A 13,512-nucleotide genomic window follows, 5' to 3' on the forward strand; every position below is an offset into this window, starting at 1 on the left:
CAACCTACAACCTACAACCTACAACCTACAACCTACAACCTACAACCTACAACCTACAACCTGTAACCTTCTAGATCATCATCCTGAGGATTCCCTGCTGACCTAAAAGAATTTCCCGCAGCAGGCTGAAAATCCCTACCCAAATAATTGGGCTAATATCAACCCCACCAATGGGAGGGACAATTTTGCGCATTGGCACTAAAAAGGGTTCCGTTGGCCAAGCTACTAGATTAAATGGCAAGCGATTCAGGTCTACCTGAGGATACCAGGTCAGAACAATGCGAAAGATAAACAAGAAGATCATTAGTCCGAGTAACGGACCAAGAGTCCAGATAGCAATCGTAGCAGCAGTCATGGCTTATTAAATCTAATGATCACAAATGTATTGCCGGTGCCACCGTCAGCGGTCAGCGGTCAGCCGTCAGTGGTCAGTGGTCAGTAGTCAGTAGTCAGTGTTCAGTGGCCAGTCAGCTATCAGCTGATAGCTGATAGCTGATAACTGATAGCTGATAGCTCAATGCTTACCTGCCGCCTCAGGTGGCTAGGTGGCTTACGAGTGTCCTTGTGATTCTCGTTAATTTAATGTAAAGTTTCTCAATAATAGTATCATGTTCTAGTAAGCATTCAGCTATCAGCCGTTAGCCGTCAGCTAATCAACGGGTAGTAAACCAGCTGGGAGGTGCCGGTTCCCCTGGTTGAAAATCCCTGCTGCTTTTACTGATCCGACTCCGTGCATTTATCGCTCCTGCTAGCACCTCAAGTAGCCTGCGCGTAGCGCTAATCGCTGACCGCTGATAGCTGATAGCTGAATGCTGATAGCTGAATGCTTAATCACAAACAAAGTTTACAAATTAACTAGGAGTTTATATGACACCTTCATTAGCCAACTTTTTGTGGAGTTTACTTTGGGGTACTGCCATTGTGGTTATTCCTGCCACAGTGGCACTAATCATCTTTAGCCAGAGCGATAAGGTCAAACGATCATAACAAAATCCCTACTATCTATGCCTTCAACGAAGTAAGGCGGAGCTTTGATAGCAGGAAACTGAGTGGGTTCACAACCCGCTCAATTTTTGTCTTAAGAATCTCTCCTGATCCAGGAGTAAAATTGTTGTTCTCCAGTTACAGTAGAGTTTAAGACTAATAACTCGCTACCATAAGACTGGCCATAGGAGAGTAGCAATGGTAAATTTTGGGTTTAATTCAGCTAGCCTTTTGGGCATATTCTTGATGCTTGCCGGAGCAGGACTCTATTTCCTGCGGTCGTTCCGTCCAGAACTAGCCAGAGACCATGATATCTTTTTCACTGTGGTCGGGGTAGTTTGTGGCTTTATTCTTGTGACTCAGGGATGGCGACTCGATCCAATTTTGCAGTTGAGTCAGCTGTTGTTGAGCGGTACAGCAATATTTTTTGGTGTGGAAAGTCTTCGGTTACGGGGCGTTGCCACTAAAAAAGCCCGGGAAGATGCTGGGTTTGAAGACCGTCAGCGACCAGTTAGCCGTAACTATTACCGCGAAGAACCACAAGAAGCTAATGTTTATGATGAATACGATGAACTAGAGCCCGTAGAAGAGCGATACTCTAACCCTCGTTTGCGACCCACAGCAGATTCCAGGGAAAGGCGCACAGAGCGTTATGAAGTAGAAACCCGCCGTTCAAGGAGTCGAGGGAGTTTAGAGGAATCGAGGCTAGAAGAGCGATCGCGTAAACGCCGCCCTCGTTCTAATGGTCAGTTTTCAGAACGACCTAGACAGACCTGGCAGGCTAAGATAGACAGTGATTGGGAAGACAGACTATCTCGTAGTAGACCTTCTCGTCCTTCGGAACAATCTGTGGAACGACCTGTAGAACGATCCGTAGACACTTGGGAAGCTAAATTAGATCGGGATCTAGACAGAGATCTAGACAGGGATAGAGAAGACAGACCCATTCGCCGTAGCCGTTCCCGTGGTGAATCTATAGAAAACTATGACTCAGAAAACTATGACTCACAGATAGCCTCAAGGGAAAGAAAGCGTCGTACCACCCCAAGGGAGGAAAGATCCTCTAACTACTCAGACCAAAGCGATTATGTGGATTACAAACCCATCGACCTGTCTGAAGAAGAAGATGAACCCTTAGGACCCTTTGAGTACTAAGAAAACTAGCAATCAGCAATCAGCAATCAGCAATCAGCAATCAGCAATCAGCAATCAGGTATTAGTTATCTGCTAAAGGCTGAGGGCTGAGGGCTAAAGGCTGAGGGCTGACCACTGACCACTGACCGCTGAGGGCTGACCGCTGACCGCTTAGCCCCCTATGGTATCAAAACAGCGAGGAATTCGGTTCTGTGGATTGCCATAATAATCCAACATCTCGTGAGTCCGTAGCACCATAGATTCCATCAGAGCAGTCATGTTCTTCTTCACCACTAATTGGTCTTCTGGTGAAACATAAGCTATGTCTTGTAACAAAACCTCGGTAATCTCCTCATGGGCTCCATCGTCATTAATTTTGGCATGGAGCAAGATTGGTTGATAAAAGTCCGAAGGCAAATCTAAATCTTGACACCGCTGTTTGAATAACTGGTGGAACTCCTCGCAGTGTTCTTCAAACAGTAATAATGCTGCCTTGAAGCTGAGGGGATGGTGCTTAGCAAAAACAGCCAGACTTGAACAGACCGCAAACGTCATTGGTAATGGCAGCATCCGTTGCAGTTGCTGACCATAAATTCCCACACTCTTCAAAGATTTCTCGATCAAACGGTCATGGTGCAACTCAGACCCAAAGAAATCCCGGAGGAGTTGGCGAATCTTAGGTGATTCATAATTGGCTAAAGACGGAGCCAGCAAACTCGGACAAAGATGAGTAATGTGATAGGATTCTAAACTATAACCAATCAACTGCTCTCTAGTAATCGTCTTATCTACCATCTTTACGGTGTAGGGAGACTCCGGAAAACGCATTTTCAGACGGTTTAGGAATCGGTATAACTCCCGGTAGAATTGAGGTCCAGTAACACCACCAGATGTCACTGATTTCTCCCGGTCTATTAGCATACCACGGCGGTCTAATTCTATTAGCAAGTCAGGAATCTGTTCTCGAATTCCTGGACACTCCTGACCCAATTCCTCTGGTGACATCCCCCCAAACTGCAACAGCTGGAACAGTTTATAAGTCTCCTCTTTGTTTTCAGGTTCTACTGTAATCGAACAGCCTTGGTTTTGATAACGAATTTCTACCCTGGTATCACTGAATTTTAAACATACTTGATTCTTAAATAGGGGCTGTTTCAATAAACTCTTAGTTAACGTCATAACTTCATTCCTAACTTAATTTAAATTGGGTGATAATGTCCTAGGTTTTAGGTTTTAGGTTTTAGGTTTTAGGTTTTAGGGAGTAGCGATCGCAAAAATTGACTGTACCTTATAAGTAAGACAAAGGCTATCAGTGTTTTAAAGCGTTAATCTAGAGCACCTGAAATCCCTGTTGCTTTACCCTAGGTGGGTTGTACTGGGTGCATCTCAATGCATGCAATTAGGCAAAACTTACCACACTTACCATACTTACCACACTTACCACGCTTACCCCTCTCGCCACCCTCCCCACACCTCCCGACTCCGGACTCCCGATTCCCGATTCCCGATTCCCGATTCCCGATTCCCTACTCCCTATTTCTACAGAGCCGAAACTCGTCTGAGCAAATCACTTGTGCATGAATAGTAGTTCCAAATCGCCCTGTAAAAATTGTTATACATTTCAATAAACAGGTAAATTTGATCGCCTAACCGTTGCTGAGTTTGTTGATCAATGTGGGCAATGTCTTGAAAGATGCGATGGATTAAGTTTTCTGATTCTCCAGTCATATTTCTGTTTACCAATTCTCGAATTGGGTCGATAAACCCAGACTCAAGGTTAACCCGCTCACACGCAGCAAGGTAGGATGATAAATGATGGTATGCTTGACGTTTTAACACCCCTAAGGTACTCAATAAAACCAGTGGCTCTGAGTTTGCCCAATAGGCCAAAGCATTCCCAATTGCCACAGTTTCCGGTAGTGCGATCGCATCCTTTAAATCCTCATCGCTAATACCAATCCCATTCAACGCCTTCAACCAAAGCTGATCTTCCCCATATTCTTGACCATAGAGTTGGTTAATTAATTGTTGAACCTTTGTATAATTTTGGGTTCCCAGCACTGGGAAGTCCCAATTCCACCGATGGCAAGACAAATGGTAATGCTCTATCGCGAAGCCATACAAAACAGTGATCGGTAGCTCAGATTCACTAGAGGTTATTGGTTTCCAAAACAGGTTTCCTTCAACAGTAGTTTCGAGTAAATCATTGGTAAAATCCTCCAATTTCAGCAGAGTATCGATACCAGAATGAACTTTAAACGGAGTAGCATCATCCAGTAAAGCCTGATCTTCCAAGCCTAGAAAAATTGATTCAATCACCTCCGGTTTATCAGGAGCAAAAAGCTCTTGTAGCTCCTCAATACTCCTAGTTCCATCCATCATTAAAAACAGTGTTTGTAACGTTTCGGCTGACAAACCGCTAGTCTCGAAACCAAAATATTGACCATCCCGATAAAAAACAATCTGATCGGGATATATATTAACGTTACAGGCTAATTTAGGGTACTTTACTGTAAGACTTTGCTGAGATTTAGCATCAATTAATGGCTGGCTTTGGTCTAGATTTGAATTTAACGTTAGGCTTTCCACAGGTTTTTCGTTATTATAGGTGTTTTCAATTCGCTGAGGGATAAAGTCCTCGGTTTTTATAGAGTAGGGAATCGGGAATCGGGAATCGGGAATCGGGAATCGGAAATATAGTTTACGGATAAATTTTATGGTTCCATAAACCCTTGGCTTTTTAGTAAGAGGCTGTTTTAAAAGTGTATACTACTCCAGCATCCTCTAACAAGCGATGCAGCGCGGTCTTGGGGGTTCCCCCCATGAGCGACTGCATCAAGACACAGAAGCCAAGGTATTTCCTCAATCGAGATTAGAAGACTCGATTAGAGGGGTATAGCGCAAAAAGGAGGGTGTCCAGGGAAACATTTTGGAAAGGGATAACAGCCGTGGATCGGACGAGGTAGGGGAAAACGCTTGATAGGCTCGGGAAGAGGCTTGGGCTCAGGCTTTTCTTCAGGCATGGGTCGATGGGGATCAATGACTATATCTTTGATGACTATATCTTTGATGCGCATTATGTCCATGTCATCTCTGAGCATGATACCCCCTTCGAGTGATGACAACTCTTCAGTGTTTATTTCCTGGAGATTTTCCAGGTTCTCAATTTTCATTGATTTTGTCTCCTTCTTGAGATAGTCTAAGAATAGATGATATTTCGAGATTTCTCATCTTGTTATGCTATGCCTAGTTTATGCGATTGGATTAGATTGTTGTCGCCAACTTGGCTTTTTTTTATAAAAATAGTCGCTTTTTGCTAAGACAAATTAATTAGAATACTTAACAATATAAGCTACTATATAGCGGTGATAATACTTATGAGGTACAGAGGATTTTTTCCCTCTTCTCCCTTCCCTGTTCCCTGTTCCCTGCCGCCCTGAAGGGGGGCGGGCAAAAGGCAAGAGCGGAAAGAGATCCTCAGTTTTATTGTCCAAGAAAAAAAGACCATACAAGTTTACATATCAAATACAAAGGGTGCATCTCATATTTGTAAATAAGAAGGTAAGCGTGTTAAGTGTGGTAAGTGTATTAAGCGTTTCAAGTGTGGTAAGCGTGGTAAGTTTATTAGAATTTTGCCTAATTTAATGCATTGAGATGCACCCTTGATGCACAGGAATACCAGGGGCCACATTCATAGGAAATCTAATCTTCGGTAATTACATTTTGCAAACTATAAATAGGAGCAGAGGATATATATTTATTTAGTTCTGCATCAGAAGGACAATGACACAAAAATGAAGTTTTTTTAAAAAAGTTATGGGATGTTAACTAGGGAGTATTTACTAGTTAAAAAAACCTATACGTAGTATTTTTAATCAGCTCAAGATTGGACAATTTATGAATCTGTAGTATTTCGTCTAATCAGCAAATCAGTTATAGGCTTTTTCGTAAAGTTCGCTTTCCCATTCTGTTGTTGGTTCTTGCATAAAACCATCGGACTGGAGTGAATAGAGGGCGTAGTAACGGCTGTCCAAATTAGCAAGTAAGGTTTCGTGGCTACCTTCCTCAACTATCTCCCCTTTTGAAAAAACCAGAATGCGGTCAACTGCTTTAATAGTTGACAGTCTGTGGGCAATGATAATTGTTGTCCGTCCGATCATTAGGTTATCCAATGCCTTTTGAATCAAAGCTTCTGAAACAGAATCTAGGCTGCTTGTTGCCTCATCTAGGACTAGAATTGGACAGTCGGCGAGAATGGCGCGAGCGATGGCTACCCGTTGGCGTTCACCACCCGAAAGCTTGACCCCACGCTCACCAACCTGTGTATCATAGCCATTAGGCAAGTTGATAATGAAGTCGTGAGCATAAGCTTTGTGGGCAGCTTGTTCAATTTCTGACCGTGTCGCATTAGGTTTAGCATAGCCGATATTTTCAGCGATAGAGCGATGGAAGAGGATAGGTTCCTGGGGAACTACTGCGATCGCACTGCGTAAACTTTGCTTGGTGATCTTGTAGATATTCTTACCGTCGATAGTGATATTACCATCCTGCACATCATATAAGCGCTGGATAAGTTTAATGAAGGTACTTTTGCCACTACCTGAATGACCAACAAGAGCAACTTTCTCACCCCCAGCAATGGTTACAGAAAAGTTCTCATATGTTGTATTTGTCTGATTTTTATAACCAAAAGTCACCTGATCAAAGGCAATTGAGCCTGACTTGACTTCTAGAGGTACTGCCTCTGGGCTTTCTACAATTTTTGCATCTATCTTGTCGAGTTTTACAATTTCTTCGAGATCGGTTACTGATTGTCGCAGATGATGGATGTCATTGCTAATTTCCCCCATCTTACCTTGTGCCATCTGAAAACTAGTAAGAATCGTAATTACATCACCAGCTGTGCGGATACCTTTAAACCATAACCAAATAGCAACGCTGACAATCACAGCTTCCATAATCACAAACAAACCAACTTGGGCAGAAAAAAATGTTTCGATTCGCCACCAGAGACGTTGATTTTTAATGCGCCACTCCTCTGCTATTTTCCTGAATTTTATGCTTTCATATTCTTCGGCAGCAAAGGCTTTAACCAGGCTGTTACATGTAATGGCATCAGATAGAATACCATTCATACTGCTGTCTACTTGATTGACTTCTTCAAAGGCAGGCGATAAATAGTTATTTGATAAATTATTAATTGCATAAAAGAAAATTATGAAACCCAAAATGCCAACAATACCAATCCAAAATCCGTTCCAAAAAAGAACAACTATTAAAGCAATGCTGGTCAATACACTCGGGTAAATTGACATACACACTGTATTGCTAAACTGCTCAAAACCCAAGGTACCACGGATAATGTTTCTGACTAGGCTGCCAGCAAAATGGTTAATGTGCCATTCTGTACTAAAATTCTGTACTTTATCGAAAGCTTCAGTGCCAATTTTAGTTATCACTTGTGTAGCTGTGTTACTCCATAGGTAAAAACCACATACTCGGCAAATGTACGATATTACTTTGACTCCAGCAAGATAGGCACATATCCATGCCGGAATTATCCACGTTCCTGTAGGATTGCTAAAACCATTTACCAACTTTCCAGTCAAAATTGGTACTAAAACCTCCAAAAGAGTATGAAACGACATGAAGACCAGCACAAACAAAATTGTGTAGCGGTACTCAGACCAGTAATGCCAAGCAAACTTAAAGGTAGAAACCAAACTATTTTTTAAAGGTTGATTTTCCATTTTTTTTTCTAGATTTTTTTGGTCGTAACCACTTGATTAATGCTTGCTGCTGTCGATTACGCTACTACGCTGATTGTATTCTTTATAACCCACTCAATCCTGAAGTTTTGAGGACAGGTATGGTGATGAAGCTATAAAGTTTAAAACAATACACCTGGTAAATAACTAGAATATGATATTCCCAGTTCTTGTATACAAACGCTATAGGAGATGCACCCGGTTAATGGGAATAGGGAATAGGGAGTAGGGAATAAAGTTTATGGATCAATAAAATTAATCCATAAACCATTCCCTTCCTACTCAGAGGCTGTTTTAAAAGTATTGGATGCTACTCGACCATTCTCTAACAACAGAAGCCAAGGTATCCCTCAATCGAGATTAGAAGACTAGATTAGAGGATTGCATAGCAATAGGGGCGTACAGGGCCACATATTGGGGGATGGGGATAACAGGGGTTGATGGGAGGACGAGGTAGGGGAAAAGGCTTGGCAATAATAGGAGGCTTGGGCTGAGGCATGGTGCTTGGATGGGGATCAATCCTTAGCTCTTCGATGTCTTTGATGTCTATCATGTCCCTGATATCCATGGGATGTTTGATCATCCGACCACCTTGCAGTGAGGAAAACTCCTCAGTGTTTATTTCCTGAAGATTTTCCAGGTTCTCAATTTTCATTGATTTTTTCTCCTTCTTGAGATAGTTGATGAATAGATGAGATTTCAAGCTTTCTCATCTTGGTATGCTATGCCTAGTTTATTAGATTGGCTTTGATTGTTGTCGCCAACTTGGCTTTTTTACTACCAGTTTTAACTAACAGCTTTTAGCTAAGCTAGCAATTATCATCACGAGTGATGTACACAGTATTTTTTCCCACTCCCCATACTCTTACCTCTACTCCCTACTCCCTAAAACCCAGGACGAAAGTCCCTCACTAAATTGAGAACTGCTATAACAAAATTCGCTCCCTGCTAAGGCCAATTCATGGAAATCCTTAACAACAGAAGCGAATTAGTTACTATCTGAAAATCCCTGGAGGGGGCGACAAGCACCTAAAACTAATTACCAACTATAGGGTTTTGGTCACTAGGGAATAGGGAATAAAGTTTATGGATCAATAAAATTAATCCATAAATCCTTGGCTTTCTACTAAGAGGCTGTTTTAAAAGTATTGGATACTACTCCACCATCCTCTAATCACAAAAGCCAAGGTATCTCCTCAATCCAGATTAGAAGGCTAGATTAGAGGATTGCATAGCAATAGGGGCGTACAGGACCACATTTTGGTGGCAAGGGATAATAACAGGGGTTGGGACGAGGTAGGGGAAAAGGCTTGGCAATAATAGGAGGCTTGGGCTGAGGCATGGTGCTTGGATGGGGATCAATCCTTAGCTCTTCGATGTCTTTGATGTCTATCATGTCCCTGATATCCATGGGATGTTTGATCATCCGACCACCTTGCAGTGAGGAAAACTCCTCAGTGTTTATTTCCTGAAGATTTTCCAGGTTCTCAATTTTCATTGATTTTTTCTCCTTCTTGAGATAGTTGATGAATAGATGAGATTTCAAGCTTTCTCATCTTGGTATGCTATAATTAGTTTATGCAATTGGCTTAGAGTGTTGTCGCCAAGTTGGCTTTTTATTAACAAACAAAAAAATTCGCTCCCTGCTAAGGCCAAGTAATGGAAATCCTTAGCAAGGGAAGCGAATTAGTTACTATATGAAAATCCCTGTATTGGGCAAAAAGCACCGAAAACTGACTGATGATTACCAGCTTTAAGGTTAAGGTCACTATGCTCAAAAACTATACTTATAAAGTATACTTATATAGTCATGTTCATAGTGTAATTAGTCAGCTATCAGCCTATAAAATAAGCTGACTGCTGACTGCTTACAGCTGACCTTTTACCCCAAGAGCTAAAATTAGAGAGCAACAGGACAAATCCTTAACGGAATTGCCTTGATATCTTTGATATCATAAGGTAAAGGTCTGGGATAGGGATAACAGCGTGGAGGTGGTGGTGGACAATAGGGATAAATGGGACGTTTTAATTCTTTGGGAGCAATACTAATATCGGCCACATCTATTTTATGTGCGATCGGTTTATGGGCGATCGCTATCATGCCACCTTCAACAGAAGATAATTTATCTATATTTATCTCCTGTAGATTTTCTAAGTCTCCAATTTGCATGGAAAATTCTCCTTCTTCAGCTCAACAGTTGTTGATGTTGATGTTGATGTTGATGTTGATGTTGATGTCGATGTCTGGGTGAAACATGTAATTGTTTCATTTGATTATTATTGTCCGATGTTATCTTCTCTATGTCTTGCCAATTTGGCTGGAATAGGTTAATCATTTTAGGGAGTAGGGAGTAGGGAATCGGGAATCGGGAGTCGGGAGTCGGGAATCGGGAACAGGGAACAGAAGTTGCTAGACCCTAGGTCTTGTGTTGGGTCTAGCTGATGCGATCGCATACACCCACATCACACCCCTTTGAGACGATCCGACTGGTGACTGCTGCTGGCGAAAGCACTATCACATAAGGGTTTCAGCCCTGCAACAAAAACAATCCTCTTGATCCATTACACTCCCGACTCCCGACTCCCGATTCCCGACTCCCTACTCCCGTCCTACCACCAAATCCCACAAGGCATCAATACCACTGCCCACATACTCAGCAATCCTGGTGTTGTTCAATCCATTCCATTGCGGAAGCCTTGGCAGAATGGAGTCATGCCAGGATTCGGCGGGAATTAGGCTATGGAGATTTAGAGCCAGATAACATTCGCGATATATTAGCCCAGAGGTATCAGGGTTCTCGGTATAGCTTTGGCTATCCAGCTTGTCCGGCGGTCATGGATCAAGTGCCACAGTTGCAATTATTGGGATGCGATCGCATTGGGATATCGATCGATGAGAGCGAACAGCTTTATCCAGAGCAATCGACCACTGCTTTTGTCACCTATCATCCTGTCGCGCTTATATTTTAGTGCTTAGATCGATCGGCAATGGGGTCGCGCTGAAATCCAGGCGACCTCTAATTTTTACTGTTGTAATTGCTAGGCATCGGCATAGCTCCTTTAGCCTAAATTTCAACTGGATTGGCTTTCATGCATAGAGGTCTCTAATGAGTGAAACAAACGATGGATCGAATTGGCATCAAGATTTTATTGCCAGTAATTTGTTGGTCATTGGCTATAATGCTTGGGCTGGTCATCTCAGTCAGAAGCGCGGCGCGATAGTTTGTAGCACAAATTCGACCACAGTGGGGGTTGGCGGAGAATCATTCAAAACCCATTTTCTCGGAGGTTCTCGCCTTGCGCCGTTCCTGAATGCCTGGTTAGCGACTCCTGACACTGCAATGCGGGCCCCATCACTTTATGATTGCTCACATCAAGGAAGTTGTCGATAATTATTCTCCAACCACAGAGGTTGTGTTGTTGCTGGAGTATGAGCGATCAAGCAACGTTCTTTTACTTGAAAAACCGACCCATTACACCACCTCAATGCTACGAGCAAGTACGTAAGAATTGGGATGAATTCCAGCCAGGAGTTAGTAGTTGGCAAGATGAACAACTTCCAAGGGTAATTAACAGCTTGACATAATCATAGATTATCTATTTTATATCAGGACTTACGCAAAGGTAATATCTGTAGATTTAAAAACTATAACGCTATAGTTTTTAAATCTATATATACAGAGATCCTATTTCAGATTATTTTAACATTTAATATCAATTGTAAATTTTTTATAGAACCCATTTGGGTTCTATAAAATTACCTGGAGACATAGGGAGATGGGGAGATGGGGAGATGGGGAGATGGGGCTATTTTTATACTTTTTTCCCTATTCTATTTCTCTTTCCTCCTGACTTCTGACTCCTGCTTCCTAAACCTCACTTTTGTAAAGATACCAAATGGGTTCTATAGTAGCAGTGTTATGCGCAAACAAAACACTGCGTGATATGTTTGCGGAGCATTCCGTCAGGAAAAATGAAACGTAACGCACCGCAATCCAAATAACAATCAACTCAAAACTCCCGTAAAAAACGGACGAAATAACTCACAACACAGACTCGCCCGATCTCCTTCCAAATGAACCAACCCCATCTTTTGTAACTGATAACCAAGGGATAGTTTTATTTCTATTGGTTTGGAGTTATTGACAATTTCAGTAAAAATAGGCAATAATTCATCGTAGAGTTGCAGGTGCCACCATTGTTGTTGTAAATGTTCCGCATAAAGAGCAGTTGCACTCTCATAATTTTCTAAAAGTTCTTCCAGAGTTATAGTCTGTTGCTGCAGGGAATAAAACGCCAACTGCAACCGATAGGGATGTCCGCTCAGAAGCGTAATTAGTTGCTGGATTTGTTGTTCGGTTATATCTTTTTTGTACCGCTTCGCTAAATCCTGCACTTGAACCTGTGTAAACTCTGGTAAATTGATGACTAACCCAGTATTCAAGAGGGAAGGATTAATTGAGGGAGGCATCATAATTTCAGTAGAATGAGCTATCACCAGGCGCAGTTTGTACCAAGGATTGCTCTGTGCTATCCTTACTTGAGCTTGCTCAGACCAGGTTCGCAGAAGTTCGAGAAATTCACGAGCAATATCTGGGTAGGCAAAAAGCCGTTCGAGTTCATCGATAGCGATTACAAGAGGGCGATTGAGGTCAGCTAAGATAAGATCGTTGAGATAGTCGGTGGCGGTTGATTTGCTACCCAAGGAATTCTGCCAAAAATCAGCTATCCGCTCATGGAGAATTTTAGGCGATGGTGCATTGGAAAATTCTAATTCCTTGCTGACTCTAGCACAGAACCATTGTAGAAAGCGTTCTAAGTTCTGTAAAATCTCAGTTTCAGCGAGTTGCAAGCTTAGAGAAACCGTTTGATACTCCAGAGATTTAGCGTAAGCAATGATGCGACTCATTAGGGAGGTTTTCCCCATTTGCTTGAGAGCGCGGATGTTCAACAGTATACCCGGTTCTTGGATGTTTTGGTAACAAAGGGATTCAATGATGGGACGGTTAATGTAAAAGATAGAATCTAGGGAGAGTTGTCCTCCTGGTAATTTTGGCGGACGAGGTTGCAAATTATTCTGTGGTTGAAGCATTTTTTGAATTTGGGGGGTATTGTGGCGATCGCCTAGCATATCGAAATGATAATTGCAGTCATGTTCAAGGGAGGAAAACATTTTGGCAGATGGTATTGGGTTAATTTTGGCTAGATTATCTTGATGGGAATTTGGGTAGAGATAGTCGTCCTCTGTCAAAGTTAGATTAAAAGCATGGAAGCAGCACTTCAAAGTCCGTTTATCAACTCCTGACGAGCAGGTAAAAACTTTGCTGAGGGTATTGGGAGTTAAACCAGTTTCTTCACTGATAGATTCGAGGGTATAGCGCTTGGAGTGTTGCTCAATCTCTGCCTTAGCTTTTGCCTGATTGAGTTTCTTTAAGCCCTGAATACTTAAGATTACACCTCGCCGACGTGCATGGTTGCTCATTATTGTGAGATTTTTCTATTAAAAACTTGGCTAAGTATTCAGCCGTCAGCCGTCGGGAGCATGTCACTTATGCAGAACATTTGTACATTAGCTATAGCCCCCTCATGGGTAAAAGCCAAGCTCATATGGTACATAGTTCATTTG

At 42.2% G+C, this 13,512-nt stretch carries 13 protein-coding genes and 2 pseudogenes; 6 read left to right on the top strand and 9 right to left on the bottom strand.

What is annotated here, in order from left to right:
- Positions 1-70 precede the first annotated feature (70 nt).
- Positions 71-355: a YggT family protein gene (locus AC4II3_RS22845; RefSeq protein WP_008186608.1), complete on the bottom strand. Its 285-nt coding sequence runs from the start codon at positions 353-355 to the stop codon at positions 71-73.
- A 512-nt stretch (positions 356-867) separates the two neighbouring features.
- Here AC4II3_RS22845 and psbX point away from each other — a divergent pair.
- Both psbX and AC4II3_RS22855 read left to right on the top strand, forming a co-directional pair.
- Positions 868-987, top strand: a complete 120-nt coding sequence (gene psbX, locus AC4II3_RS22850; protein WP_488012260.1) for a photosystem II reaction center protein PsbX — start codon at positions 868-870, stop codon at positions 985-987.
- 195 nt (positions 988-1,182) lie between these two features.
- Positions 1,183-2,139, top strand: a complete 957-nt coding sequence (locus AC4II3_RS22855) for a Ycf66 family protein (RefSeq protein ID WP_488012258.1) — start codon at positions 1,183-1,185, stop codon at positions 2,137-2,139.
- 150 nt (positions 2,140-2,289) lie between these two features.
- On the opposite strand, the gene AC4II3_RS22860 is transcribed toward AC4II3_RS22855, so the two are convergent.
- Entirely contained in the window at positions 2,290-3,297 is a 1,008-nt protein-coding gene (locus tag AC4II3_RS22860) for an iron-containing redox enzyme family protein (protein ID WP_488012256.1), read from the bottom strand.
- 214 nt (positions 3,298-3,511) lie between these two features.
- On the opposite strand from AC4II3_RS22860, the gene AC4II3_RS22865 reads away from it, so the two are divergent.
- Positions 3,512-3,703 (top strand): hypothetical protein, encoded by a 192-nt coding sequence (locus tag AC4II3_RS22865; protein WP_488012254.1) that lies wholly within the window; start codon positions 3,512-3,514, stop codon positions 3,701-3,703.
- On the opposite strand, the gene AC4II3_RS22870 is transcribed toward AC4II3_RS22865, so the two are convergent.
- From AC4II3_RS22870 to AC4II3_RS22895, 6 genes are all read right to left on the bottom strand, one after another.
- The gene (locus AC4II3_RS22870; protein WP_488012252.1) at positions 3,658-4,707 is read right to left on the bottom strand and encodes a heme oxygenase-like domain-containing protein; all 1,050 of its coding nucleotides are present in this window, start codon (positions 4,705-4,707) and stop codon (positions 3,658-3,660) included. The two genes, AC4II3_RS22865 and AC4II3_RS22870, sit on opposite strands and share 46 nt — an antisense overlap.
- A 296-nt stretch (positions 4,708-5,003) precedes the next feature.
- Positions 5,004-5,291, bottom strand: a complete 288-nt coding sequence (locus AC4II3_RS22875) for a hypothetical protein (RefSeq protein WP_488012250.1) — start codon at positions 5,289-5,291, stop codon at positions 5,004-5,006.
- 756 nt (positions 5,292-6,047) lie between these two features.
- Positions 6,048-7,868: an ABC transporter ATP-binding protein gene (locus AC4II3_RS22880; protein ID WP_488012248.1), complete on the bottom strand. Its 1,821-nt coding sequence runs from the start codon at positions 7,866-7,868 to the stop codon at positions 6,048-6,050.
- A gap of 391 nt (positions 7,869-8,259) precedes the next feature.
- Positions 8,260-8,541 carry a hypothetical protein gene (locus AC4II3_RS22885; RefSeq protein ID WP_488012246.1) on the bottom strand — a complete coding sequence of 94 codons (282 nt, stop codon included), beginning with the start codon at positions 8,539-8,541 and terminating at the stop codon, positions 8,260-8,262.
- A gap of 564 nt (positions 8,542-9,105) precedes the next feature.
- Entirely contained in the window at positions 9,106-9,384 is a 279-nt protein-coding gene (locus AC4II3_RS22890) for a hypothetical protein (RefSeq protein WP_488012244.1), read from the bottom strand.
- Positions 9,385-9,786: 402 nt separating this feature from the next.
- Entirely contained in the window at positions 9,787-10,056 is a 270-nt protein-coding gene (locus AC4II3_RS22895; protein WP_488012242.1) for a hypothetical protein, read from the bottom strand.
- A 384-nt stretch (positions 10,057-10,440) separates the two neighbouring features.
- On the opposite strand from AC4II3_RS22895, the gene AC4II3_RS22900 reads away from it, so the two are divergent.
- The 3 genes and pseudogenes from AC4II3_RS22900 (at position 10,441) to AC4II3_RS22910 (ending at position 11,472) form a co-directional block, all read left to right on the top strand.
- A complete protein-coding gene (locus AC4II3_RS22900; RefSeq protein WP_488012240.1) occupies positions 10,441-10,623 on the top strand; it encodes a hypothetical protein in 183 nt (60 codons plus the stop codon).
- Positions 10,572-10,856 (top strand): annotated as a pseudogene (locus AC4II3_RS22905) (vitamin B12 dependent-methionine synthase activation domain-containing protein); the annotation flags it as partial. The gene AC4II3_RS22900 and the pseudogene AC4II3_RS22905, both read left to right, overlap by 52 nt.
- Before the next feature lie 137 nt (positions 10,857-10,993).
- Positions 10,994-11,472 (top strand): annotated as a pseudogene (locus AC4II3_RS22910) (hypothetical protein).
- A gap of 420 nt (positions 11,473-11,892) precedes the next feature.
- Here AC4II3_RS22910 and AC4II3_RS22915 read toward each other — a convergent pair.
- Positions 11,893-13,368, bottom strand: a complete 1,476-nt coding sequence (locus tag AC4II3_RS22915) for an AAA-like domain-containing protein (RefSeq protein WP_488012238.1) — start codon at positions 13,366-13,368, stop codon at positions 11,893-11,895.
- Positions 13,369-13,512: the final 144 nt, after the last annotated feature.

The organism is Moorena sp. (genome assembly GCF_982860115.1).

Excerpts from the sequence above, each read along its gene's own strand:
- AC4II3_RS22845 (WP_008186608.1), bottom strand. The coding sequence starts at position 355 with ATGACTGCTGCTACGATTGCTATCTGGACTCTTGGTCCGTTACTCGGA.
- psbX (WP_488012260.1), top strand. The coding sequence starts at position 868 with ATGACACCTTCATTAGCCAACTTTTTGTGGAGTTTACTTTGGGGTACT.
- AC4II3_RS22855 (WP_488012258.1), top strand. The coding sequence starts at position 1,183 with ATGGTAAATTTTGGGTTTAATTCAGCTAGCCTTTTGGGCATATTCTTG.
- AC4II3_RS22860 (WP_488012256.1), bottom strand. The coding sequence starts at position 3,297 with ATGACGTTAACTAAGAGTTTATTGAAACAGCCCCTATTTAAGAATCAA.
- AC4II3_RS22865 (WP_488012254.1), top strand. The coding sequence starts at position 3,512 with ATGCAATTAGGCAAAACTTACCACACTTACCATACTTACCACACTTAC.
- AC4II3_RS22875 (WP_488012250.1), bottom strand. The coding sequence starts at position 5,291 with ATGAAAATTGAGAACCTGGAAAATCTCCAGGAAATAAACACTGAAGAG.
- AC4II3_RS22880 (WP_488012248.1), bottom strand. The coding sequence starts at position 7,868 with ATGGAAAATCAACCTTTAAAAAATAGTTTGGTTTCTACCTTTAAGTTT.
- AC4II3_RS22885 (WP_488012246.1), bottom strand. The coding sequence starts at position 8,541 with ATGAAAATTGAGAACCTGGAAAATCTTCAGGAAATAAACACTGAGGAG.
- AC4II3_RS22890 (WP_488012244.1), bottom strand. The coding sequence starts at position 9,384 with ATGAAAATTGAGAACCTGGAAAATCTTCAGGAAATAAACACTGAGGAG.
- AC4II3_RS22895 (WP_488012242.1), bottom strand. The coding sequence starts at position 10,056 with ATGCAAATTGGAGACTTAGAAAATCTACAGGAGATAAATATAGATAAA.
- AC4II3_RS22915 (WP_488012238.1), bottom strand. The coding sequence starts at position 13,368 with ATGAGCAACCATGCACGTCGGCGAGGTGTAATCTTAAGTATTCAGGGC.